Genomic DNA, 25,338 nt, shown 5'->3' with positions numbered 1-25,338 from the left:
GGAAACGGTTGGACGAACGTACCCGTTTTACGAGCTGTTCGGAGGGGATGTTAAGTGAAAGTTTCGAGCGTGACGATCAGGCGCAGGCTGTTTATGGCGCTTCTTATTGGCATTCTTGCATTCGCATCTCTAGCTGGAAGGCTGGGCTATGTCCAGCTGTGGGAAGGCGAAGAACTCGCTTCGAAGGCTGAAAATTCCTGGCGAAGGGAAATTCCGTTCTCGGCGAAGCGGGGCGAAATTCTCGACCGGAACGGCTCGATTCTTGCCTACAATATAAGCTCGCCTACGATTATGGCGATTCCGGCGCAAATCAAGGATGCCAAGTCTGCTGCGGCACAGCTCGCAGGCGTCTTGGGCATGACCGAGGATTCGGTCTTTAAGATGATCACGAAGAAGCAGATGATCGTCAGCATCAAGCCCGGCGGCCGTAAAATCACGACGGAGAAAGCGCAGCAGGTCCGCGATTTGAATTTGCCCGGCATTGTCGTGGCCGAGGACAATAAACGGTATTATCCGCTTGGCAGCTTCGCTTCGCATGTGCTCGGTTTTACGGGGATCGATAATCAGGGCTTAACGGGCATTGAAGCGAAATACGATGATATGCTGCGGGGCATTAACGGCAACATCTCCTTTCTCTCGACGGCTAGCGGCGGCCAAATGCCGGGCTCCTCGGATACGTATCTCGAGCCGAAGGACGGACTCAATCTGGAGCTTACGATCGATAAACAAATACAAACGATCATGGAGCGTGAGCTGGACCAGGCAATGGTGAAGTTCCAAGCCGATAACATTATCGCCATTGCGATGGACCCGACGAACGGCGAAATTTTGGGCATGGCCAGCAGACCGACCTATGAGCCGGACAAATACAGAGACGTAGACCCTGTTATTTATAACCGCAATTTGCCGATCTGGATGACGTACGAGCCAGGTTCGACATTCAAGATCATTACGCTGGCAGCGGCGCTGGAAGAAGGAAAGGTCAATTTGACCGGCGAGCATTTCTTCGATCCGGGAGCGGTAGAAATCGGCGGAGCGCGGCTGCGCTGCTGGAAGAAAGGCGGTCACGGCAGCCAAACATTCCTCGAAGTCGTGCAGAACTCATGCAATCCCGGATTCGTTGCGCTTGGCAATCGGCTTGGCAAAGAGAAGCTGTTCGAGTATATTAAAAACTTCGGCTTCGGGAAGAAGACCGGCATCGATCTTGGCGGCGAAGAAAACGGCATTATGTTCAAAATGAGCCAGGTCGGACCTGTAGAGCTCGCAACGACCGCATTCGGTCAAGGGGTGTCGGTAACGCCTATCCAGCAAATCGCGGCTGTTTCGGCGGCGATCAACGGGGGTACATTGTATAAGCCGCATGTCGCCAAATCGTGGATCAATCCTGAAACGGGCGATATCGTCAGCAATGTGGAGCCGGAGGCGGTACGTACCGTCATTTCCGAGAAAACCAGCAAGCAGGTCCGTGAAGCGCTGGAGAGCGTCGTGGCCAAAGGGACGGGACGCAACGCGTTCATTGACGGCTACCGCGTAGGCGGCAAGACCGGTACCGCACAGAAGGTCGTGAACGGCCGGTATTCGCCTAACGAGCACATCGTATCCTTTATCGGCTTCGCGCCGGCAGACGATCCGAAGATCGTCGTCTATGTTGCCGTTGATAATCCTCAGGGCATCCAATTCGGTGGCGTGGTGGCGGCGCCGATCGTTCATAATATTTTGGCCGACGCATTGCCGTATATGGGTGTCGAGCCGAGAAAGAATCAATTGAGCAAGGAGTATAAGTACGGCGAAACGCCGATTGTGACCGTTCCGAATTTGATCGGCAAAACCGTTTCCGATATTTACGAGGATTTGAACATGAACTTTAACCTGACGTCGGCAGGCAGCGGAGATACCGTCATCCGGCAGTCGCCGGCCGCGGGAACGCGCGTAGACAGAGGGTCAACCATCCGGATTTATTTAGCAAAAGACAATGATGAAAGCAATGTTCGCTGACTATAATGAGTATAGATAGATGGAGTAGGCTGCGACCCGAGACAGCTGCTTCTTCGAAGGCGGCCCTGCGCAGCTTGGATCTGCTCATGGGAGGGGACTTTTGCGATGCGTGTGGAACAATTGGCTGGGCTTCTGCTCACATCAGTTCTTGTCGGGGATGGTACGGCGGAGATCGGCGGCATTGAGACCGACTCCCGCCGCGTCACGCCTGGCTGCGTCTTTATCTGTCTGCGCGGACATAAGGTTGACGGTCATGATTTCGCTTCGGAGGCGGTAAACCGCGGGGCGATAGCGGTCGTGGTGGAACGGCTGCTGGATTTGCCGGTTCCGCAGCTCGTTGTGAAAGACAGCCGTCATGCGATGGCGGTTATAGCGGATTATTATTACGGTCATCCGAGCCGGAAGCTGAAGCTAATCGGCGTTACGGGGACGAACGGCAAAACGACGACGACGTATCTCATCGAGAAAATACTTAGCGACGCCGGTTACAGCGCCGGCGTGATCGGGACTGTGGAAATGCGCTATGCCGGCAAGTCGTTCCCGATGTCGGGCACGACGCCCGAAGCGCTGGAGCTGCAACGGTCGCTTGGCGCCATGGTGAAGGCGGGCACGGACTATTGCATCATGGAGGTTTCCTCGCATGCGTTGGAGCAGGGGCGGGTGAAGGGCAGCCGGTACCGGATTGCGATTTTCACGAACCTGACGCAGGATCACCTCGATTATCATAGTACGATGGAGCGCTACGCGGCCGCGAAAGGGCTGCTGTTCTCTAGGCTCGGCAACGAATTCGGAGGGCCGGATGAGCGGTTGTTCGCGGTGCTGAATGCAGACGATGCCGCTTCGCCGGGCTATGCGGACGTTACCGCTGCGGATGTCGTCACTTACGGCATCGACCAAGATGCCGACGTTCGGGCCGATAAAGTGCGCATTACGGCGCACGGCACCGCTTTTCATGTGGAGACGTTCGCCGGTTCCGCGGACATTACGCTGCGGATGGCCGGTAAATATAACGTGTACAATGCGCTTGGCGCCATTTGCGCGTCTTTGATCGAGGGCGTGCCGCTGGCTCAGATCAAGAAGAGCCTTGAATCGATCCCCGGTGTTCCGGGACGCGTCGAATCCGTCCAGGCGGGTCAGCCGTTCGCCGTCATCGTGGACTACGCCCATACGCCGGACGGTTTGAAAAACGTGCTCTCCGCCGTCAAGGAATTCGCCGTCGGGCGGATCATCTGCGTGTTCGGCTGCGGCGGCGACCGCGACCGGACGAAGCGTCCGCTGATGGGCCGAATCGCAGCGGAAATTGCGGATTATGCCATCATTACATCCGACAATCCGAGGACGGAGGATCCGAACCGGATTCTGCTCGATATCGAAGCCGGTTTGCTGCAGGACGGCATTGCGAAGAGCCGCTACGAGCTGCTGGAGGACCGTAAAGCCGCGATACAAAAAGCGGTTGAAATGGCGAGGCGTGACGATGTAGTATTAATTGCGGGGAAAGGCCATGAAACCTATCAGGATATAAGAGGCGTCAAATATGATTTCGACGACCGTGAAGTGGCAAAAGAAGCGATAAGGAGTCTTTATAGTGATCAAACGTAAATTAAGCGCGATTGCCGCCATGTGCGGCGGAACGATTTTGAACCATACAGCCGGCGATCCGGACATCGCGGGCGTCTCGATCAATTCCCGGCGCATGGCGCCGGGACAGCTGTTCGTACCGATCAAAGGCGAAAATTTTGACGGGCATGATTTTGCGTCAGCTGCGATTGACGGCGGAGCCGTGGGCTCATTGTGGCAGCGGGATAAGGAGCTGCCGGAGGCGCTGGCCAAGGCGCCGGTCGTCCTTGTCGACGATACGACCTTGGCGCTGCAGCGGCTTGCGGCGTCCTACCGTGACGAGCTCGGTGTCCGCGTCGTCGGCGTTACCGGCAGCAATGGCAAAACGACGACGAAGGATATGGTCGCCGCTGTTCTGTCGGGCGCGTTCCGCGTGCATAAAACGGATGGCAATTTCAATAACCACATCGGCCTGCCGCTTACGCTTCTGGATCTGGAAGAGAACGTGCAGGTCGTCGTGCTGGAAATGGGCATGAGCGAATTCGGCGAAATCGATCTGCTGACCCGGCTCGCAAAGCCGGACGTAGCGATTATTACGAATATCGGCGAATCCCATATGCTGCAGCTCGGATCGCGCGCCGGCATCGCCAAAGCGAAGCTGGAAATCGTTGCGGGGCTGCGTCCCGGCGGCCTGCTGCTTATCAACGGCGATGAACCGCTGCTGCATGAAGGGCTTAAGCAAGTATCGCTGCCGGAGGCAGTCGAGGTGCAAACCTTCGGCTTGCAAGCAGGCAACCGCTGGACGGCGGAGAACGTGTCCGTCGATGCGACGACCTCCAAGTTCGACGTTGCAGGCGATTACGGTTTGGAGCGCGTCGAGCTTCCGGCCGCGGGCACGCATAATGTGTCGAATGCGCTGGCAGCCATCGCGGCGGCCAAGAAGTTCGGCGTGCCGGATGAAGTCATCCGCGGCGGCTTTACCGGAATGAAGCTGACATCGATGCGCATTGAGCCGATTCGCGCGTATAATGGAGCAATGCTATTGAACGATGCATACAACGCAAGTCCGACCTCCGTACGCGCGGCGATCGATCTTGTATCGGGTCTGACCGGCTACAAGCGCAAATGGCTCGTCCTTGGCGATATGCTGGAGCTAGGGCCGGAGGAGGAAGCGATGCACGGCGAGATCGGCGCGTACGTGAATCCGGCGAAGGCGGATGTCGTGCTCACGTTCGGCAAGCTATCGCAGCGCACCGCTGCCGAAGCGGCGAAGCATTTCAGAAGGAGTGACTCAAGCACGGTGGCTTCTTCAGTAGAGGAAGGCGTTAAGGCTTTCGATGATAAAGGGCGGCTTATCGAGTATCTCCGCGAGCGGTTGGAGCCGGAGGACCTCGTATTGGTGAAAGGATCACGCGGCATGCGCATGGAAGAAATCGTCCATGACCTGCAGCGTGCATAGAGGGTGAAATCATGGACGTAAAGGTCATACTTCTGTCAATCGGCGCTTCCTTCATGCTCGCGGTACTGTTCGGACCTTTGTTCATTCCGCTGCTGAGACGGTTGAAATTCGGCCAGCAGATCCGTACGGATGGCCCGCAAAGCCATCTGAAAAAATCAGGAACGCCGACGATGGGCGGCATTATTATCATGCTGGCCGTTCTTCTGGCATTCCTGAAATTTTCGGATAAAACTTCTTCGTTCTGGGTGCTGCTCATCGCATCGCTCGGCTTTGGGCTGGTCGGATTTTTGGATGATTATATTAAAATCGTATTTAAACGTTCGCTTGGCTTGACTGCCCTGCAGAAGCTGATCGGCCAGCTGATATTCGCCGTTATTCTATGCGTACTGCTCTATCAGATGGGCCACAGCACGGTAGTCGGCATTCCAGGCACGAGCGTGGAATTTGACTTCAGCTGGTTCTACTACCCGTTTGTGGTCATCATGCTGTTTGCTACGACAAACGCGGTCAACTTCACGGACGGCGTCGACGGCTTGCTGGCGGGAACGGGCGCGGTCGCGTTTACGGCCTTTGCCATTCTCGCATTGCATGCTAGCGAACATGAGTCCGCCATCTTCTCCGCGACGATGATCGGCGCGATGCTGGGCTTCCTTGTCTTTAACGCGCATCCGGCGAAGGTGTTCATGGGGGATACCGGCTCGCTCGGCATTGGCGGCGGCATGGCGGCTGTCGCGATCCTGACGAAAACGGAAATTTTGCTCGTCATTATCGGAGGCGTTTTCGTTCTGGAGATGCTTTCTGTTATTCTTCAAGTAGGATCGTTCAAGCTGCGCGGCAAGCGGATTTTCAAAATGAGCCCGATCCATCACCATTTCGAGCTGTCCGGCTGGTCCGAGTGGAAGGTCGTCACCTCGTTCTGGTTCGTTGGCATTATCTTCGCGGCGATCGGCTTGCTTCTGGGGCGGTAAAAGAACGCTGGGAGTACACCGCTGCGCGTGCGGCTCGTTGTTACGATCGCTGTTGTCCATCGGATTTCTTGATCATATAAGGGATCTAAAGGTAGAAATCCGCTGGACAAAGGCTGAATGATTTGCGTGGCTAGCGCCATGCAAATCATTCAGCCTAGGCAAACGAACGCTGACGCTTCTACACAACGACACCGCCCGCTCTGCTCTTGTACGCGGCTTTTCTTTAGTAAGTCCCGCAGGGACAAGGCAGCGCAGCTGCCGATCGCACTTTGCCTTTAAAAGTCCCGGAGGGACAAGGCAGCGCAGCTGCCGACAACTAACTACGCGCGCCGAAATGGGAGCGTGTCCCGAAAGGGACGAAAGCGGGCACTACGCAGAAGACTGCATCAGCGCACCTCTCTCGCCCAAACGTTACTCTGTGACGCAGTCAACAGGTAACACGGGAGCGCCAAAATGAAAGTTAGTCCCGCAAGGGACTTCGAGCCCCCCGCCAACTGAAGCTAGGAGCATTTCTCTGGAGCACCAACGTTATACCATCCGGGTGTCCAGAGGGCGGAGCCCTTGGGGTCCCCCTTAGCAAGGGGGATTTAGGGGGATGGTGCTGCACGGGAGCGCCAAAATGAAAGTTAGTCCCGCAAGGGACTTCGAGCCCCCGCCAACTGAAGCTAGGAGCATTTCTCTGGAGCACCAACGTTATACCATCCGGGTGTCCAGAGGGCGGAGCCCTTGGGGTCCCCCTTAGCAAGGGGGATTTAGGGGGATTGTAAATTTGAGGAGATGTTACCCATATGAAACACCCATCCTTATACAAGGATCAGCAGGTTATCGTACTAGGCTTGGCCAAAAGCGGGGTCAGCGTCGCAAAGCTCTTTCATAAGCTCGGCGCGAAGGTCACCGTTAACGATATGAAAGAACGCCATTTATCTCCCGAAGCGGACGAGCTGGACGCTTTGGGTGTTTCTGTTATTTGCGGCAGCCACCCGGCAGACCTGATCTCCCCGGAAACGGCACTGGTCGTCAAAAATCCCGGCATTCCGTATACGTCGCCGCCGGTGAAGCAAGCGCTGGAGCTGGGCATCGAGATCGTGACGGAAGTCGAAGTCGCGTATTTGCTGTCGCCGGCGCCGATTATCGGCATCACCGGCTCGAACGGCAAAACGACGACGACGACATGGATCGGCGAGCTGCTGGAAGCGGCGGGCCTGAATCCGATCGTGGCGGGCAACATCGGCACGCCTCTATGTGAGGCTGCGCAGACGGCCGCAAGCGGCAATTGGATCGTGGCGGAGTTAAGCAGCTTCCAGCTGAAAGGCACGTCCGCGTTCCGGCCGCGCATCGGCATGCTGCTCAACGTTGTCGAAACGCATCTCGACTATCACGGCGGGATGGAAGATTATGTCGCCTCGAAAGCGAAGCTGTTCGCGAATCAGACGGCGGAGGATACGGCGATTCTGAATGCGGACGATCCGGTATGCCGGGAGCTTATGCAATCCGGCACGACCCAGGCGCGGATACTGCCGTTCTCCACGACGCAGGAGCTTACTTACGGCATATGCGTAACGCCGCCGTTCCCGGCTGATCTCACGACGCCTGCGGGCGACGAGGAGCGCCGCATCGTGTGGCGCGACGAGCAGGGAGAGGCACATGACCTGCTGGCTGTCCAGGAACTGGGCATTCCGGGGCGCCACAATACGGCTAACGCGCTTGCCGCCATAGCTGCGTCGATTGCGGCAGGAGCCGCCGTCGATACGCTGCTGGAGCCGCTCCGCAATTTCCGGGGCGTCGAACATCGGCTGGAATTCGTATGCCGCCGTAATAACGTCGCCTATTACAACAATTCCAAAGCGACGAACGGGACGGCGACGATCATCGCGCTGCGCTCGTTCCCGAGCCGCATCGTGCTTATTGCCGGCGGTCTGGACCGCGGCTCCGACTATATGGAGCTGCTGCCGCATTTCCGCGACCAGGTGAAAGCCGTCGTCGCGATCGGCGAAACTCGCGGCAAAATAGCCGAAGTCGCGCGTCTCGCAGGTTTAACGACGATTAAAGTCGTCGAACCTGTGGAGGACGCCGAAAGCACGCTGCGGCTCGCGGTACGCGAAGCGGCGGCGCTCGCGGAGCCGGGAGACACGGTATTGCTGTCTCCGGCCTGCGCAAGCTGGGATATGTTTAAATCCTATGAAGACCGCGGGCGCATTTTTAAGCAATCGGCGCATAACTTGTAAGTAGGGGGCTTGTCCCTACTTAAGCTTGCAAGAGGTGTTCGCGCTATGGCAAAAGCCAGGTCCGCCCCGGATATGTGGATGATCCTTTCCATTTTGCTCATTTTGGCTATCGGTCTCGTCATGGTCTACAGCGCCAGCGCGGTGCTGGCCTTCCATGAATTCGGCGACAAGTTTTATTACGTCAAACGGCAGGTGCTCTTCGCGGCGCTTGGCATCGGGGCGATGGTCGTCACGATGAATGCCGATTACTGGATTTGGCGCAAATGGGCGAAGCTGGGGCTGTTTGTATGTTTCGGATTGCTGGTGATCGTTCTTATTCCCGGCATCGGCGTTGTGCGCGGCGGGGCTCGAAGCTGGCTGGGCATCAGCTCATTCGGCATTCAGCCCTCCGAGTTCATGAAGCTTGCGATGGTCGTCTTCTTATCGAAGCTGCTGGCAGACAAGCAGCAGATGGTGACCCATTTCACGAAAGGCCTCCTGCCGCCGCTAGGCATTATGGGCTCTGCCTTCGGGCTCATTATGATGCAGCCCGATCTAGGAACGGGAGCCGTCATGATCGGCGCCTCGCTGCTCGTCATTTATACGGCGGGTGCCCGGATGGCCCATCTCGGCTCGCTGGCCATGGTCGGCGTCGTTGGTCTTGTCGGTCTCATCTTGGCTGCGCCTTACCGGCTGCAGCGGATAACGGCGTTTCTCGATCCGTGGGCAGACCCGTTGGGAGCCGGCTATCAATCGATTCAATCTCTGTACGCCATCGGTCCCGGCGGCCTGGTAGGCTTGGGCCTTGGCATGAGCCGCCAGAAGTTCAGTTACTTGCCGGAGCCGCAAACGGACTTTATCTTTTCCATCGTATCCGAGGAGCTCGGTTTTATCGGCGGCACCGCTATCATCACGCTCTTTGCCATCTTGCTGTGGCGCGGCATGCGCACGGCGATCGCGGCGCCCGATACGTTCGGCAGCTTGCTCGCGGTCGGCATTATCGGCATCGTTGCGGTACAAGTCTTTATCAATATCGGCGTAGTTATCGGCATGCTGCCGGTGACGGGCATCACGCTGCCGCTCGTCAGCTACGGCGGCTCGTCATTGACGCTGCTTCTTACGGCGCTCGGTATTTTACTCAATATATCCCGTTACTCGAGGTGACCTAACATCATGCGTATCGTATTGACAGGCGGCGGAACAGGCGGCCACATCTATCCCGCGCTTGCGATCGGCAAGCAGGCGATGGAGGAGCAGCCGGGCTCGTCCATCCTGTACATCGGCACTCCGAAGGGACTTGAAAGCCGGATCGTGCCGGCGCAGGGCATTCCTTTCGAGTCGGTCGAAATTACAGGCTTCAGACGAAAGCTCTCCTTCGAGAATGTCAGGACGGTCATGCGCTTCTTAAAAGGCGTCCGGAGGTCGAAGCAGCTGCTGCGGGACTTCAAGCCGGACGTCGTCGTCGGGACCGGCGGGTACGTGTGCGGCCCGGTTATCTATGCCGCCGCGAAGCTCGGCATCCCGACGCTCATCCATGAGCAGAATGCGGTCGCGGGCTTGACCAACCAATTCCTTTCCCGCTATGCCAGCCGAGTGGCGGTCAGCTTCAAGGACGCGCTGTCGCAGTTCAAGCGGCAGTCGAACGCGCTTTATACCGGCAATCCTTGTGCGACCAGCGTCGTACGTGCCGATCAAACTAAGGGCTATTCCAGGCTGGGCATCCCGGCAGGCACCCAAGTGGTGCTGGTCGTGGGGGGCAGCCGCGGGGCGAAAGCGATAAATGACGTCATGGTGGACATGGCGCCGCTGCTTGTGCGGCTGCCAGACGTCCATTTTGTGTTTGTGACCGGAGAAAGCTATTACGAGGAGACGAAGAGGCGAATCGATCAGGCGCTACAGCAGCCTGCCAATCAGCTGCAGGTGCTTCCGTATTTGCATCACATGCCGGAGGTATTGGCGATTTCGAAGCTGGTCGTCGGCCGCGCCGGCGCGTCTTCGATCGCGGAGCTGACGGCGCTCGGCATTCCGGCGATATTGATCCCTTCGCCAAACGTTACGAACAACCACCAGGAAGCGAACGCGAGAAGCTTGGTCCAGGCCGGAGCGGCCGAAATGATTTTGGAACGCGACCTCAGCGGCGCATTGCTCTTCGAGCGGATCAGCCATATGATGAATAGCGCGGAGGCGCAAGCGGCGATGAGCGCGGCTTCGCGCTCTCTCGGCATGCCGGATTCGGCGGCCCTGATCGTGAAGGAACTGAAACAATTAACGGCAACACGACAATAAGTCTGTCCAGTGGGCGATTGTCACACTCCTGTGCGGGAAGGCATAGTATACAGCATAATCGTGACCGTCACCCAGCGGGCCGCGCGTCTTTGCATCGCAGCAGGGGCGCGGGCAGTCCGGTTGAACGATCGATCGCCAGGGAAGTGAACAATCGCTATGGCAGAAGGAGGCACGACAGATGGAGCAGTTTTTGGCGGAGCTGCGTGAAATCGATGCAGGCAAAGTCCTGTATAACGAGCCGCTCTCCGAATATACGACATGGAAAATAGGCGGACCAGCAGATGTACTAATCATTCCCAATACCGAAGACCAGCTGGTGTCGGTCGTCCGGTTGCTCCATAAACATGGGGTACAGTGGACCAATCTCGGACGCGGTTCCAATATGCTCGTCAGCGACAAAGGCATTCGAGGCGTCGTCGTTCAGCCGGGCGAAGCATTCGATTATGCGCGATTTGATGGCACGCACGTTCATGCGGGTGCCGCTTATTCCTTGATTAAGCTGTCGGTTCTAGCAGGCAAAGAGGGGTTATCCGGCTTGGAATTCGCGGGGGGGATTCCAGGATCGATAGGCGGAGCTGTCTACATGAACGCCGGCGCACACGGGTCGGATGTGTCACGTATCTTCAAATCAGCTGACATTGTGCTGGAAACAGGGGAATTGGTTCGCTACGGACTGGAGGATATGGCGTTTGCCTACCGCCATTCATGCTTGCATGAACGGCCGGGCATCGTCATCGGAGCCACATTTGAGCTTCAGCAGGGAGACCGCAAGGAGATAACAGCAATGACGTCTGCTTATAAGCAGCGGCGCCTGCAGACTCAACCGCTTCAGATGGCTTGTGCCGGAAGCGTGTTCCGAAATCCGCCAAATGATTTTGCCGCAAGGCTAATTCAGGAAGCAGGGCTCAAAGGATTGCGCAACGGAGGCGCCCAAATCTCGCCCATGCACGCCAATTTCATTGTCAACACCGGGCAAGCGAAAGCTGAAGACGTTCTCACCCTGATGGAAACCATTCAAAGCACCGTGAAAGACAAATTTGGAGTCGAGCTGGTAGCGGAGGTACTGGTGATGGGTGAGCGGTAATCCGGAGGTGATAGATTGGACAAATTGGTGATTGAAGGCGGGAAACCTCTCTCAGGATCCATTGTTATCCAAGGCGCGAAAAATGCCGCTTTGCCAATTTTAGCTGCTAGTATGCTGGTAGAAGGAATCGTGACGATCGATCAAGTGCCAAAGCTGCTGGACATCGACGTCATGCTGAACATTTTGCGCGAACTTGGCTGCCGGGCGGAGCATGAGGACGAAACCGTCACGCTCGACACGTCAAGCTTGCATTCTTCCCACATCCCTGAGGCTCTTATGCGTCAAATGCGATCATCCATTTTTCTTATGGGGCCGCTTTTAGCAAGGTTTGGCGAAGTAACGATTTACCAGCCTGGCGGCTGCGCGATCGGAGAACGGAAAATCGATTTGCATCTTAGCGGCCTGCGGGCGATGGGCGCGCAAATCGACGAGGAAGACAGCCGAATAGTTTGTTATGCAAAACGGTTGAAAGGCGCGGAAATTCACCTGGATCTTCCTAGCGTCGGAGCTACGGAGAACATTATGATGGCCGCGGTGCTTGCCGAAGGTCTAACCACCATAAGCAATGCTGCGCGGGAGCCGGAAATTCAAGATTTGCAGCATTTCTTGAACAGCATGGGCGCGAAGATATACGGCGCCGGCACGGATACGATAACGATCGAAGGAGTTGAGAAGCTGACGCCTTGCCGCTACCAAGTTATTCCGGACCGGATCGTAACCGGAACGGTGATGGTGGCCGCCGCCGCAACCCGCGGGCAAGTGACGCTGCTCAACACATGTCCTTCGCACTTAACCTCTCTCATCCATGTGCTAAGACGCACTGGTGTTCAAATAACGGTTGACGGTGATATAATTAAAGTGGGCACGGCATCGCGCCCGAAAGCGGTTGACCGCATCGTAACGTCGCCGTATCCTGCGTTTCCGACTGACTTGCAGTCGCAAGTCATGGTTCTGCTTGCATTGGCTGACGGCGTCAGCGTCATGAAAGAAACGATTTTCGAAGGCAGATTCAAACATGTCGACGAGCTCTCGCGCATGGGGGCGGACATTCGAGTCGATCTGAACTCGGCCTTTATCCGCGGCGTTTCCAGGCTTTACGGCGCCACGGTGGAAGCAACGGATTTGCGTGCGGGCGCCGCGCTCGTCATCGCCGGGCTTGCCGCGCAAGGGAAAACCATTGTGGAGCAGGTGCACCACATCGATCGCGGTTACGACCGGATCGAGACGATGCTGGGGCGGCTGGGAGCGAAAATTACCCGCTATTCCCCGGTGCCGAACAATCAAATTGTTCCATAACAACTCATGTTGGAAATATAAGTACGCGTAAGCGGCTCTTGCCATGATTGGCGGGAAGCCGTTTGCGTTTATACAAAGAGGGGACAAGTTATGCAGGTGCAGGAGAAGATGCCCGTTTTGCGGGAGCCGGAGAAACGGCGCAGAAGCGGGAAGAAGCTGCTATTGATACTATTCTTGCTGTTCGTCATCATACTGGGCGTTCTGTTCTTCAATTCTTCCATCAGCAAGGTGGCGACCGTCACGGTCGAGGGCCAGCACTATTTGAACCCGGACGAGATAAGGAAAGCTGCCGCTATCGTTGCAGGCGATTCATACTTCGGCACTTCGGCAGGCAAAATCGAAGCGCGCGTGCGAACGCTGAAGCCGGTCGAGAACGTAAAGGTGATCAAAACGTTCCCTGGCAGCATCACGATCCATGTGCAAGAATTCAAAACCGTCGCATATACCTTGTCGAAAAACGGAGAACTGACGGCGATTTTGGCGAACGGCACCGGAATTGCGGCAGGATCCGATATGGTTGTCGATAAGCCCATTTTGTCCGGCTGGAAGCCCGACGATCCTGTACTGGCAGAATTATGCAAGACCCTTGCGGAGATTCCGGAAGATTCGATCGCGGACTTCTCCGAGATTAAACCGGAGCCGTCTCCTTCTTATAAGGATCGGATCAAAATCTACACCAGGACGCGCTTCGAGGTCATTACGGCGGTCTCGCTGCTGCCGGATAAGATCCCTACGCTGAACGCCGTTATCGAAATTCAGCCGCCGGGACTTGTTACGATGCTATTGGCGGATAAGTACGCTCCATTTACTCCAGAAGTCTCAGAAAATCAAGGGATTTCCCAAAATGAGACTACTCAATAGCTTCAAAGAGTGTTAAAATTTTAGTTATGCAGAATTATTCACCCTTTCTGAATTTTTTCGAATCGTCTATCAACTTGAGCTTGCGCACCAAGTGCTGGACGCATAAATAAATCTTGAAAAAATTGTAGAAAAAAGAGGGTTATCCAGCACTACGTTGAATTAAAAAGAAATGCAAACGCAAGCCACGACATTTAATGTACCTAATTAATGTACCTTATTAAAGTTGAACGGAGGTGCCAGAGGTTGAGCAGCAATGACATCATCGTTAGTTTGGACATCGGTACATCCAAGGTTCGTGCTATTATTGGCGAAGTGAATAACGGCGTCATTAATATTATTGGAGTTGGATCGGCCGACTCGGAAGGTATCCGTAAAGGAGCAATCGTCGATATTGATCAAACCGTTCAATCCATTCGCAACGCAGTGGATCACGCAGAGCGCATGGTCGGTATTCAAATAAGCGATGTATACGTTGGCATCCAAGGCAATCATATCGGTTTGCAAACGAATCACGGCGTCGTTGCCATTTCCAACGAAGACCGGGAAATCGGCGAGGAAGACATCGAGCGCGTTTTGCAAGCGGCGAAAGTAGTGGCACTGCCTCCGGAACGTGAAATTATTAATCTGGTTCCAAAGCAATACTTGGTTGACGGTCTCGAAGGCATCTCGGATCCAAGAGGCATGATTGGCGTCCGGCTAGAAGTCGAAGCTACGCTCGTTACCGGAGCTAAAACCGCTATACATAACTTAGCCCGGTGCGTGGAGAAAGCGAATTTGCAGATTGCCGGCATCATCCTGATGTCGCTGGCATCCGGTCAGATGGCGCTCACCAAAGATGAGAAAATGATGGGTACTGTTCTTGCCGATATCGGTGCTGGCTCCAGTACCATTGCAGTTTTTGAACAGGGCAGCATTGTTGCGACCTCCACGCTGCCGGTCGGCGGCGAATACGTCACAAGCGATATTTCCTACGGGCTTCGCACCCAAACGGAGCAAGCCGAGAAGATCAAGCAGAAATTCGGCTGCGCACTCGTCAACGATGCGGCCCCGGATCAGAAATTCAAGGTCATGCGCATGGGCAGCAACGTGGAGAAGGAATTTTCCCAGGTTGACCTCGCTAACATCATCGAGCCGCGCATGCAAGAGATTTTCCACCTGATCCGCCAAGAGGTTCGCCGTCTTGGCTATGGCGATAAGATCCACGGTTATGTTCTAACCGGCGGCACGGTTACGATGGCTGGAACGCTGGCGCTTGCCCAGCATGAGCTCGAAGCCAGCGTACGCATCGCGGTGCCGGATTACATCGGCGTCCGCGATCCCGCGTTCACCAGTGGCGTCGGCATGATCCAATATGTGTCGAAATACATGAAAGGCAAGGCGGCACCGGCTCCTAAGAAAAACGCGAGCCGTAAGTCAAGCACTGCGAATTCTCCCTCGAAGCCTGGTCTTATGGAGAAATTGAAAAATATGTTTAGTGAATTTATTTGATCGGGGGATACACAGCATGTTGGAGTTTGATTTCGAAAACGAGCAATTGGCTCAAATCAAAGTCATCGGCGTTGGCGGCGGTGGCAGCAATGCCGTAAACCGCATGATTGAGAATGGGGTTAGGGGCGTAGAATTCATAACCGTGAACACTGATGCGCAAGCATTGCATATGGCGAGATCAGAGCAGAAGCTGCAAATCGGCGACAAGCTGACTCGCGGTCTCGGCGCCGGCGCAAACCCTGAGGTAGGCAAGAAGGCGGCCGAAGAATCGCGCGAAACGGTCATGAACACGCTGAAAGGCGCGGACATGGTATTCGTAACGGCAGGCATGGGCGGCGGCACCGGCACCGGCGCAGCTCCGGTTATCGCCGAAATCGCACGCGAGTGCGGCGCGCTGACAGTCGGCGTCGTTACGCGTCCGTTCACCTTCGAAGGGCGCAAGCGTTCCGGACAAGCCGAGCTCGGCATCGAAGCGCTGAAAGAGAAAGTCGATACACTGATTGTCATTCCGAATGACAGACTGCTTGAAATCGTTGACAAGAAGACGCCAATGCTTGAAGCGTTCCGCGAAGCGGATAACGTATTGAAGCAAGCTGTACAAGGCATCTCCGATTTGATCGCGGTTCCGGGTCTGATCAACCTTGACTTTGCCGACGTGAAGACGATCATGACGGAGCGCGGCTCCGCCCTGATGGGGATCGGCAACGCGACAGGCGAGAACCGTGCTGCGGACGCTGCGCGCAAGGCGATCCAAAGCCCGCTGCTCGAAACGTCCATCGACGGGGCGCGCGGGATTATCATGAACATTACCGGCGGCTCCAACCTTTCTCTCTATGAGGTCAATGAAGCGGCTGAGATCGTCATCTCGGCTTCCGATCCGGATGTAAACATGATCTTCGGCGCAAGCATCGACGAGAACTTGAAAGATGAGATCAAAGTAACGGTTATCGCAACGGGCTTCGAGCACCGCAGCAGTGCGGCGGTTCGCCGTCCATCCGTAGGTCAGCCAGCCGCAGAAGCGGTGAGAGAGACATCAAGAGAGTCGGCAAGCACAGAAGCGCCTCGCCAGCATCAGCCTAGCACGGGACCGAAACCGTTTGGCAGCTCCTTGTCCAGCGACCAGCTCGATATTCCGGCATTTCTTCGCAATCGTCGCAACAACTAGTAGTTTGAATAGGGACTTTAGCCGCTTTCCGAGCCCTCGGAGAGCGGCTTTTTTGCTATTTTCTACCGTTTATTCCCCGCATGATCGCTGCGGTTTCGCAGTCACCATCGACAAAAAAAGATTGCTCCTGACGGCATGTTTAGACAGACATTGTAATAGGATTTAACTATACTAGACACAAGCCGCAAATCCTCGCTAAGCTTTTACGAGGGCGGCGGTGACTTGGGAAGTGCGGCAGGAAGGTGAATGTGCTGGATGCAGTTTATCTCGACGTTTTATTTATGGTCAACCTGCTCATAGACGGTTCCAATTTGCTGCTTACCGCTTGGGTCCGAAGCATTCGCGCAAAGTGGTGGCGGGTATTGCTGGCTGCCGCTACAGGCAGCTTGTACGCCGTGCTGATCGTGTTTCCGCCGTTGTCCTTTATGTTTACGATCGTCGTCAAGATTGCCCTGTCGATCGTGATGCTGCTCATCGCATTCGGTTTTGGAAGCTTACAATATTTCGTACGTCATGTTGGTGCGTTTTACGGCGTCAATTTCGCTGCTGCCGGAGCTGTGCTCGGTGCCCATTACTTATTTATGAACAGCTCGGGCAAGGTATGGCAATCCGTCGCTACCGTTAACGGAACATTTTATTTTTTGCTGAAGCCATCGGCGCTCTTTGTCTTCAGTCTTCTTGGCGTCGGCTATTATATTTACCGGTCGGTCATGCTGCAGCGGAAGGAACGCGATCTGGTCACCAATCATCTCGCGGAGGTGAACGTCCGAATAGAGGAGAAGGAACATGTCTGCATCGGCCTGATCGATACGGGAAACCAGCTGTACGAACCGCTGACCCGCACGCCGGTCATGGTCATGGAGGCTGCCGTATGGCAGGATGTTCTCCCGGCTTCCTGGATCGCCAAGATCCGTGAAGCGCAGGTCGATAAGCTTTTAGCGAGCATGACGGATGAGGAGCCCTTCATTTGGCGGGATCGGCTGCGGCTTGTGCCATACCGAGGCGTCAATCGCGGCGCGCAGTTCATGCTGGCCCTAAAGCCGGATCTCGTCACGATCCGCCGTGAAGGTGAAGTTTATGAATCCAAGAAGGTGCTTATCGGTTTGGACGCCGGCAAACTAGCCCAAGACGGCACGTACCAGGCGATCATCCATCCGTCACTTCTACAAAATCGAAGTGCCATGGTCGAAACAATACACAGTTCTTCGGGAAGGGATGGAACAGCATGCTCGTCAAATGGAAATTGATCCTGCAGTTATATTATTATCGTGTTTTGTTTTTATTCGGATTAAAAAGCGAGGAAATTTATTATATCGGCGGGAGCGAAGCGCTGCCGCCTCCGCTCACCCGGGAAGAAGAAGAGTACTTGCTCGAGAAGCTGCCTACGGGAGATTCCGCGATCCGCGCCATGCTGATTGAGCGCAACCTGCGGCTCGTCGTGTACATCGCCCGAAAGTTCGAGAATACGGGCATTCATATCGAGGACTTGGTTTCCATTGGCGCGATCGGGCTCATCAAGGCGGTCAATACGTTCGATCCGGAGAAGAAAATCAAGCTCGCCACTTATGCCTCGCGATGTATCGAGAACGAAATCCTGATGTATTTGCGCCGCAACAGCAAGACGCGTACCGAAGTGTCATTCGATGAGCCGCTCAATATCGATTGGGACGGCAACGAATTGCTCCTTTCCGATGTGCTCGGTACCGAGAACGATACGATCTACCGCAATATCGAAGAACAGGTGGACCGCAAGCTGCTTCACAAGGCATTGGATAAGCTGACAGAACGCGAGCGGATCATCATGGAGCTGCGCTTCGGTCTTGCCGACGGCGAGGAGAAGACGCAGAAGGATGTCGCGGATTTGCTCGGCATCTCCCAGTCGTACATTTCCCGATTGGAGAAACGAATCATTAAGCGCCTGCGCAAAGAGTTTAATAAAATGGTCTAATTCGTGAACATTTGGTCCGCAATCCCCGTTGCACCGGGATTGCGGACTTTTTTTGCTGAAAAATCCAGTGACAACGAAGGTAAAAGTTGTTTATAATTTATGCTTGTTGTTCTAAATCGACCGGCAGGTTGAACTTGGGGCAACAGGGTATTCTAGCATCAATGGCATCCGATGGATGTCTGCAAGGAGGTTATAGCACTGATTGAGCTTACGGACATTAGCAAATCGTACGGCACCGGAGCTGGCGCAGTCGAAGCCATCAAACATATAAGTCTTTCAATCAATAAAGGCGAGATTTTCGGCATAATCGGGCATTCCGGGGCAGGCAAGAGCACGCTGCTCCGCTGCGTCAACCTATTGGAGCGCCCGACGACCGGGTCGGTCAAAGTAGGCGACGTGGAGCTGACGCAATTATCGACGACCCAGCTGCAGCGGGAGCGCCGCCGGATCGGAATGATTTTTCAGCATTTCAATCTGCTGTCGATGGCAACCGTTCGCGACAATATCGCGTTTCCGCTGGAGCTCGCGAAACTGCCGAAGTCTGCAATCAAGCAGCGGGTGGACGAGCTGCTGCAGTTAGTAGGGCTGGAGCAGCATGCGGGCAAATATCCGGCCCAGCTCTCAGGCGGGCAGAAGCAGCGCGTCGGCATCGCAAGAGCGCTGGCGAACAACCCGGATGTGCTGCTTTGCGACGAGGCAACCTCCGCGTTGGATCCGCAGACGACGAATGCGATTTTGTCGCTGCTCATGGATATCAATGATAAGCTCGGCATTACGATTCTGCTCATCACGCACGAAATGCATGTTATTCGCTCGATTTGCGACCGCGTTGCCGTTATTGACGGCGGCAAGATTGTCGAAATGGGCGATGTGTTGGATGTGTTTTTGAAGCCGCAGCATTCGATCACGATGGATTTCGTCAGCCAAATCGCCGATTCCTTCGATCCGCGCGAGCTGATCAACACCCGGAGCGGCCGTCTCGTCAAAATGAATTACGTCGGTGAGATTACGTACGAGCCGCTGCTGTTCAACGCGGTCAAATCGACTACCGTGCAGTTTACGATTCTGCAGGGGACGGTTTCGCGCATGAAAAATACGCCGTATGGCCAGCTCGTCATCGAATTCATCGGCGATAACGGGGAAATCGACAACGTGCTTAACGACCTGCGCGCCAAAGGTCTGGAAGTAGGTGAGTTGAAATGATGCTGAAGCAAGGCATTGATTGGAGCGACGTGCGATGGGAGGAAGTTTGGAAGGCATCTAAGGATACGCTGACGATGCTGGGCGCTTCGCTGCTCTTTACGATTATTCTCGGACTGCTGCTCGGGGTCGTCTTGTTCCTGACGTCGCGAAGGCAGCTGCTCGACCAGCCCGTCGTTTACTGGCTGTTGTCGCTCGTTGTCAATATACTTCGCTCCGTCCCGTTCGTCATTTTGATGATTATGATCATGCCGGTCACGAAGGCTCTGACGGGTACGACGCTTGGCGTACAAGGCTCGATTCCGCCGCTTGTCGTCGCGGCTGCTCCGTTCTTCGCCAGATTGGTGGAGACGTCGCTGCGCGAGGTGGATCGCGGCGTCATCGAGGCGGCGCAAGCCATGGGCGCTTCCAGATGGGAAATCGTTAGGCGCGTATTGCTGCTGGAAGCGAGACCGGGGCTGCTGGCGGGCATCACGATCACGGCGGTTACGTTAGTTTCCTATACGGCGATGTCCGGCGTCATCGGCGGCGGCGGTCTGGGCGACCTTGCCCTCCGTTACGGGTACCAGCGATTCCAAACCAGCGTCATGATCGTGACGGTTGGACTACTCATAGTTTTGGTTCAGATCCTGCAGATGGCCGGCGACCTTATGGTCCGCCGATTCAGCCGGAAGTAATATGAACAGCATAGAAGCAACATACAGAAGATGGAGGAATGGAGAATGAAGAAGGCTAGTTTCGCCCTGCTGCTGCTTGCGATCGTTGTCGCGTTGTCCGCATGCGGAGCAAAGAAAGAAGAGAACAACACGAATGCAGGCAACGCGACGGCAGGAAACAGCAGCAACGCAGCCCAGGAAGTAACGCTTAAAGTAGGCGCTACGCCGATGCCGCACGCAGAAATTCTTAATTTCATCAAGCCTGCTCTGAAAGAGAAGGGCATTAATTTGGAAGTTGTTGAATTTAACGACTATGTACAGCCGAATACTCAGCTCTACGAGAAGCAGCTGGACGCGAACTTCTTCCAGCACACGCCGTATCTGGACCAATTCAATAAAGACAAAGGCTACGATCTTGTCAATGTCGCCGGCGTTCACATTGAGCCGTTCGGCGCTTACTCGAAGAAGGTAAAGAGCGCGGATGAACTGAAAGACGGCGCGAAAGTCGTCATTCCGAACGATCCATCCAATGGCGGCCGCGCTCTTGCGCTGCTTGCTGCCAACAACCTGATCAAGCTGAAAGACGGCGTAGGCGTGTCCGGTACCGTTCACGATATTACGGAAAACCCGAAAAATCTGGAAATTACCGAGGTTGAAGCCGCTACGCTGCCGCGCGTTCTGGATGAAGTGGACCTTGCGCTGATCAACACGAACTATGCGCTTGAAGCGGACCTTGTACCGACTAAGGACGCGCTCTTCATCGAAGGCAACGACTCGCCTTACGTGAACATCCTCGTATCCCGTCCGGACAACAAGGATTCCGACGCCATGAAGACGTTGGCTGCCGAGCTGCAAACGCCTGAAGTCAAGAAATTCATCGAAGACAACTATAAAGGCGCGATCGTTCCGACCTTTAAATAAATCGTTAATAAGGCACTGCTAATCCCAAAACGGGGAGAGCAGTGCCTTTTTAATTTTTTGGCGGCGGGCAATTGTTGACATTCAAGTGTACTACAGGTATAGTACACATATGAGGTGTATGAACCAAGTAGTACACACACTTTCAAAACGGAGTTGGAGCGTATGCATGCAGGCGAAGACAGCGCGGAATTGAAGTTCAATAGCCGCGACCCTGTCTACCTCCAGGTAGTCAGGCATTTTAAGGAAGAGATCGTTACGGGGCGCCTGCAGAAAGGGCAGGTCATCCCGTCGCGCCGCGAAATAGCAGGTAAGCTGAAAATCAACCCGAATACGGCACAGAAGGCTTACAAAGAAATGGAGGAACAGGGATTGATCGTGACGGAGGGCAATTCCCCGAGCCGGATAACAACGGACGAACAGGTATTAAGCTTAATTCGCAGCGAGCTCATCACAGATGCCGTCGAGGCATTTGTCCAATCTATAGCCAAGATTCAAGTACCCGTCGACGAGCTGCTCGCCATCGTAAAGAGCAAGGTAGAAAGAAGCTATAAGCAAGCGGCAGAGGAGGAGCAGGCATGATCGAGTTTAAATCGGTCCGGAAAAAATACGGACGCAAAAAAGTGCTTCAAGATGTATCATTCACGGCTCAAAAAGGAAATATTACGTGCCTGATCGGCATCAACGGCGTAGGTAAATCCACCGTGCTGAAAGCGATCATGGGACTTACGCCGATCGACGGCGGCAGCATTCTCATTGACGGCATGCCGGTCGGCAAGCATATTTACGAGCATGTCGCTTACATTCCTGACCATATTTCGATGCCTCCCAATATGACGGTAGGAGCTAGCATGCAGTTCATGAAGGATTTCTACGCCAGCTGGAACGAGGCGCGAGCGGAAGAGATGCTGACTTTCTTCAAGCTCAAGCGGTCCGACCGGATATCCGAGCTCTCCAAAGGAAACACGGCCAAGCTGAACCTGCTGCACGGACTGTCACTCGATGTGGAGTACGTGCTGATGGACGAACCTTTCTCGGGTATCGACGCGTTCAGCAGGGAGCAGATCACGGAAGTATTTACGAGCAAGCTTGTGGAAGACAGAGGCGTTATCATTACGACGCATGAAATTAACGATATCGAGCATTTGATCGACGAAGTCGTGCTGCTCGACAACGGGTTCGTTAAGAGTCAATTCAATTGCGAGGACATGCGCATGCAAGAGGGCAAGTCGGTTATGGACGTTATGAGAGAGGTGTACATCGGATGAATCGTTTTTGGAAGCTGCTTCATATGGAGGTTTCCCGCTTTTGGAAGCTATATATCACGCTGTTTGCCATGACGCTGCTCATGCAAGGCGGCGGTATTCTGTACGTATGCAATCGTTACATGCAGACCGTGAAGGATAAAATGGGACCGGCTGCTTCAACGTACGCCCAGTATGCCGAGGAGCACGGCGTCGTAACCTTTTCGGATATCTTGAGCGAAGCCCAGTTGTACTTCTTAGCTCCGATCGCGCTTTGCATCGGCGGAATGGGGCTTTACGTATTTCTGATTTGGTACAGGGAATGGATGGGCAAGAACATGTTTATTTATCGGCTGCTGATGCTGCCAACGGAAAGACGCCATTTGTATGTGGCCAAGCTGAGTGCCATTCTGCTGTTCGTTATCGGCTTAGTGGCCTTCCAGCTGCTCATTTTGCCGCTGGAATCCGCCTTGTTTACGTCGGTCATCGACCAGGCATTGAGAGGAAGCACCGAATCGGTGACATCGATTATCCAGAATCATGCTTTTCTGCAAATTCTCGTTCCTCGCACCTTTACTGAATTCGTGATGTACTATGGCGGCGGCGCCCTCTTTGTCATCGTTATGTTTACCGCGATCCTGCTTGAACGCAGCTACCGTCTGAAAGGCATCGCTGCAGGCGTCATTTACGTCGGCGCTGCGGTTCTGCTCATGATTGCCCCGATGCTCATCATGAATCGAGATATGAACGATTACTTGTACCCGAACGAAATTTTTATCATCGAATTAACGATCGCCATTTTGATCGGCATGATGTCGCTAGCAATCAGCTTCTTCTTAATGAATAAGAAGTTATCGGTATAGGAGGTACACGACACAATGAAACGCTATTGGTTTTCTATCCTGCTGGTCGTCTTCATTCTGGGGAGCATCGGCACCTATTACGTGACGGCGGCTTCGCGGAGCTATCCGGACTTCAAGCTGCTGACCGTTTCGGGTGACGACAACGAGGCCAAATCGCTTGTACTGGAAGGAACGATCAAGGGCTACGGTTCGCTGGACGTTAGCTCGAAAGGCAGCGAGTATGAGCAAGAGGAGTCTTATTTCGAGCAATTTTCGATCTCTAAGAGATACAGCTACAATCAGGAAATGGTTCAGCTCTTTAAAGAACACCGCGGCTTCATGCGCGCGAAACGAAGTACCAATTCGATCTATGAGGACGAAAAAACGCTCGCCTATGCTTCCTTTAATTCGGGTTACGTAGACCGGCAATCGAAGCTTGACGTTTCCACGCTAGACCTGAAAACGAAGTCGGAGCAAAGCTTCACGGCCGCGGTGCCTAACCATGAGCAATACAACTATGCTTATGTCATAGACGTCCAATTAGATGGGCAATTGCTATACATCTTCTCTACCAATTACAAAAAGAACGACAATGAAGAACGGATTGCCGGCAACCTGGAGATTCATAAGTATACGGTTGACCTGAACGCGAAGAGCATCTCCAAGGATGAAGTCCTGTTCGCCGATACGAAGCAGGATAATGGCGAAATGGTAACTTATAGCCTGGAAAGCTCCATGCCAAGTAAAGCGCCTAACGATGTGCTCGTATATAGGAAGCAGACGGAAAAGCTTGTGAAGGACAAAGACGGCAATGAAATGACGGAAACCTCGAAGTCGGAGCTGTTTACGTTAAATTGGAGGACCGGACAAACGACGGCCGTTTCCTCATTCGAGTCGAACGGTTCCGGCGAATGGGTGGGCGTCACTGCGGATGCGATCATTTGGACCGCGCAACAAGGGACATCGGCCCGAGTAACGAACTACGACCTGAAGACGCGCGAAGTCAAATCGTTCGATATTGCAGTTCCGTCGGTTTCGAGCTCTATGGTCTCCGGCGACCGATTGTACGTGCTTTCCAAAGAAGGCGATTCGGCCAAGGTGGTCATCGCCGATTTGAAGCAAGGGAAAGTCGTCTACACCGGCAAAATCGACATTAACGAGCAAGGAGAGGACCGCACAAAGCTTTTGACCAACCTGGCCATTTTCAATCTGTATGTCAAGAAATAAAAAGGATCGCGCAAGCCCTCGGCATGAAGCAGGGGGCTTGTTTGCGTTTACATCGCAGGACTGCTTTGGGAAAGACTTTCTTCTTGTTTCGGAGGGAATAAATTGGGGGGGCAAGGAGATACTGAACATTAATGTTTCTCCTTGGGAGGTAATCACGTTGACCCGAAACAAAGTCGAGATTTGTGGAGTGGATACCGCGAAACTGCCCGTCCTTACGAATGCCGAGATGCGAGAGCTGTTTACCGCATTGCAGACGCAGAATGAGTGGGCAGCAAGAGAGAAATTAGTCAATGGCAACTTGAGGCTAGTGCTTAGTGTGATTCAACGGTTTAACAACCGCGGGGAATTCGTCGACGATCTCTTCCAAGTCGGCTGCATCGGCCTCATGAAAGCAATCGACAATTTCGATCTCAGTCAGAATGTTAAGTTTTCGACCTATGCGGTTCCGATGATTATCGGTGAAATCCGCCGTTACTTAAGGGACAACAACCCCATTCGCGTATCGCGCAGCCTGCGGGATATCGCGTATAAGGCGCTTCAGGTCCGCGATAGCTTAACAAACAAAAACTCAAGGGAGCCGACGATTTTTGAAATTTCCGAAGCGCTGAACGTTCCGAAGGAGGATGTCGTTTTTGCGCTCGATGCCATTCAAGACCCGGTATCATTGTTCGAACCGATTTATCACGATGGGGGCGATCCCATCTATGTCATGGACCAAATCAGCGATGACAAAAACAAGGACGTATCGTGGATCGAGGAGATCGCTCTTCGAGAAGCGATGCATAAATTAAACGAACGCGAAAAAATGATTCTGTCTATGCGCTTCTTCGAAGGGAAAACGCAAATGGAGGTCGCCGACGAAATCGGCATCTCGCAAGCACAGGTGTCCCGTCTCGAGAAATCCGCGATCCAGCAGATGCAAAAGCACGTCAAAACTTAA

The 25,338-nt window shown here is 54.3% G+C and carries 22 protein-coding genes; all 22 read left to right on the top strand.

Annotated features, from left to right (window positions below; translation table 11 throughout):
- Positions 1 to 54: 54 nt before the first annotated feature.
- The 22 genes from DL346_RS15000 (at position 55) to sigG (ending at position 25,338) form a co-directional block, all read left to right on the top strand.
- Positions 55 to 1,995, top strand: a complete 1,941-nt coding sequence (locus tag DL346_RS15000; RefSeq protein ID WP_112882876.1) for a stage V sporulation protein D — start codon at positions 55 to 57, stop codon at positions 1,993 to 1,995.
- Positions 1,996 to 2,100: 105 nt separating this feature from the next.
- Positions 2,101 to 3,594, top strand: a complete 1,494-nt coding sequence (locus DL346_RS14995; RefSeq protein WP_112882875.1) for a UDP-N-acetylmuramoyl-L-alanyl-D-glutamate--2,6-diaminopimelate ligase — start codon at positions 2,101 to 2,103, stop codon at positions 3,592 to 3,594.
- Positions 3,581 to 5,011 carry a UDP-N-acetylmuramoyl-tripeptide--D-alanyl-D-alanine ligase gene (locus DL346_RS14990; RefSeq protein WP_165822517.1) on the top strand — a complete coding sequence of 477 codons (1,431 nt, stop codon included), beginning with the start codon at positions 3,581 to 3,583 and terminating at the stop codon, positions 5,009 to 5,011. The genes DL346_RS14995 and DL346_RS14990 overlap by 14 nt, the downstream gene beginning before the upstream one ends.
- An 11-nt stretch (positions 5,012 to 5,022) precedes the next feature.
- Positions 5,023 to 5,979 carry a phospho-N-acetylmuramoyl-pentapeptide-transferase gene (gene mraY, locus DL346_RS14985; protein ID WP_112882874.1) on the top strand — a complete coding sequence of 319 codons (957 nt, stop codon included), beginning with the start codon at positions 5,023 to 5,025 and terminating at the stop codon, positions 5,977 to 5,979.
- 788 nt (positions 5,980 to 6,767) lie between these two features.
- Complete coding sequence (gene murD, locus DL346_RS14980) at positions 6,768 to 8,204, top strand: UDP-N-acetylmuramoyl-L-alanine--D-glutamate ligase (protein ID WP_112882873.1); 1,437 nt, start codon at positions 6,768 to 6,770, stop codon at positions 8,202 to 8,204.
- A gap of 45 nt (positions 8,205 to 8,249) precedes the next feature.
- A complete protein-coding gene (spoVE, locus tag DL346_RS14975; RefSeq protein ID WP_112882872.1) occupies positions 8,250 to 9,347 on the top strand; it encodes a stage V sporulation protein E in 1,098 nt (365 codons plus the stop codon).
- 9 nt (positions 9,348 to 9,356) lie between these two features.
- Entirely contained in the window at positions 9,357 to 10,469 is a 1,113-nt protein-coding gene (gene murG / locus DL346_RS14970; protein WP_112882871.1) for an undecaprenyldiphospho-muramoylpentapeptide beta-N-acetylglucosaminyltransferase, read from the top strand.
- A gap of 178 nt (positions 10,470 to 10,647) precedes the next feature.
- Positions 10,648 to 11,553 carry a UDP-N-acetylmuramate dehydrogenase gene (gene murB, locus DL346_RS14965; protein ID WP_112882870.1) on the top strand — a complete coding sequence of 302 codons (906 nt, stop codon included), beginning with the start codon at positions 10,648 to 10,650 and terminating at the stop codon, positions 11,551 to 11,553.
- 15 nt (positions 11,554 to 11,568) lie between these two features.
- Positions 11,569 to 12,849 carry a UDP-N-acetylglucosamine 1-carboxyvinyltransferase gene (gene murA / locus DL346_RS14960; protein ID WP_112882869.1) on the top strand — a complete coding sequence of 427 codons (1,281 nt, stop codon included), beginning with the start codon at positions 11,569 to 11,571 and terminating at the stop codon, positions 12,847 to 12,849.
- A 90-nt stretch (positions 12,850 to 12,939) separates the two neighbouring features.
- Positions 12,940 to 13,710 carry a cell division protein FtsQ/DivIB gene (locus DL346_RS14955; protein WP_240633173.1) on the top strand — a complete coding sequence of 257 codons (771 nt, stop codon included), beginning with the start codon at positions 12,940 to 12,942 and terminating at the stop codon, positions 13,708 to 13,710.
- A gap of 243 nt (positions 13,711 to 13,953) precedes the next feature.
- Positions 13,954 to 15,198 carry a cell division protein FtsA gene (gene ftsA, locus DL346_RS14950; RefSeq protein ID WP_112882868.1) on the top strand — a complete coding sequence of 415 codons (1,245 nt, stop codon included), beginning with the start codon at positions 13,954 to 13,956 and terminating at the stop codon, positions 15,196 to 15,198.
- A gap of 16 nt (positions 15,199 to 15,214) precedes the next feature.
- Positions 15,215 to 16,363, top strand: a complete 1,149-nt coding sequence (gene ftsZ, locus DL346_RS14945; RefSeq protein ID WP_112882867.1) for a cell division protein FtsZ — start codon at positions 15,215 to 15,217, stop codon at positions 16,361 to 16,363.
- A gap of 248 nt (positions 16,364 to 16,611) precedes the next feature.
- A complete protein-coding gene (spoIIGA, locus tag DL346_RS14940; protein WP_338066307.1) occupies positions 16,612 to 17,610 on the top strand; it encodes a sigma-E processing peptidase SpoIIGA in 999 nt (332 codons plus the stop codon).
- Positions 17,589 to 18,311 carry an RNA polymerase sporulation sigma factor SigE gene (gene sigE, locus DL346_RS14935; RefSeq protein ID WP_112882865.1) on the top strand — a complete coding sequence of 241 codons (723 nt, stop codon included), beginning with the start codon at positions 17,589 to 17,591 and terminating at the stop codon, positions 18,309 to 18,311. Before spoIIGA ends, sigE begins: the two co-directional genes overlap by 22 nt.
- Before the next feature lie 198 nt (positions 18,312 to 18,509).
- The gene (locus DL346_RS14930; RefSeq protein ID WP_112883143.1) at positions 18,510 to 19,514 is read left to right on the top strand and encodes a methionine ABC transporter ATP-binding protein; all 1,005 of its coding nucleotides are present in this window, start codon (positions 18,510 to 18,512) and stop codon (positions 19,512 to 19,514) included.
- Positions 19,514 to 20,188: a methionine ABC transporter permease gene (locus DL346_RS14925; protein WP_420849572.1), complete on the top strand. Its 675-nt coding sequence runs from the start codon at positions 19,514 to 19,516 to the stop codon at positions 20,186 to 20,188. Before DL346_RS14930 ends, DL346_RS14925 begins: the two co-directional genes overlap by 1 nt.
- 45 nt (positions 20,189 to 20,233) lie before the next feature.
- Positions 20,234 to 21,088, top strand: coding sequence for a MetQ/NlpA family ABC transporter substrate-binding protein (locus DL346_RS14920; protein WP_112882863.1), 855 nt, complete (start codon positions 20,234 to 20,236; stop codon positions 21,086 to 21,088).
- A 162-nt stretch (positions 21,089 to 21,250) separates the two neighbouring features.
- Positions 21,251 to 21,667: a GntR family transcriptional regulator gene (locus DL346_RS14915; protein ID WP_112882862.1), complete on the top strand. Its 417-nt coding sequence runs from the start codon at positions 21,251 to 21,253 to the stop codon at positions 21,665 to 21,667.
- Positions 21,664 to 22,353, top strand: a complete 690-nt coding sequence (locus DL346_RS14910; protein ID WP_112882861.1) for an ABC transporter ATP-binding protein — start codon at positions 21,664 to 21,666, stop codon at positions 22,351 to 22,353. Before DL346_RS14915 ends, DL346_RS14910 begins: the two co-directional genes overlap by 4 nt.
- Positions 22,350 to 23,192: a hypothetical protein gene (locus DL346_RS14905; RefSeq protein ID WP_112882860.1), complete on the top strand. Its 843-nt coding sequence runs from the start codon at positions 22,350 to 22,352 to the stop codon at positions 23,190 to 23,192. The genes DL346_RS14910 and DL346_RS14905 overlap by 4 nt, the downstream gene beginning before the upstream one ends.
- Positions 23,193 to 23,207: 15 nt before the next feature.
- Positions 23,208 to 24,398, top strand: a complete 1,191-nt coding sequence (locus tag DL346_RS14900; RefSeq protein WP_112882859.1) for a hypothetical protein — start codon at positions 23,208 to 23,210, stop codon at positions 24,396 to 24,398.
- A 157-nt stretch (positions 24,399 to 24,555) separates the two neighbouring features.
- Complete coding sequence (sigG, locus tag DL346_RS14895) at positions 24,556 to 25,338, top strand: RNA polymerase sporulation sigma factor SigG (protein ID WP_090573745.1); 783 nt, start codon at positions 24,556 to 24,558, stop codon at positions 25,336 to 25,338.

Origin of the sequence: Paenibacillus montanisoli, from assembly GCF_003268025.1 — a bacterium.
In the GTDB taxonomy this organism is placed as follows: Bacteria; Bacillota; Bacilli; order Paenibacillales; family Paenibacillaceae; genus Paenibacillus_Z; species Paenibacillus_Z montanisoli.
The sequence above is the reverse complement of the archived record's forward strand: the minus strand, read 5'-3'. Positions and strand labels throughout refer to the sequence as shown.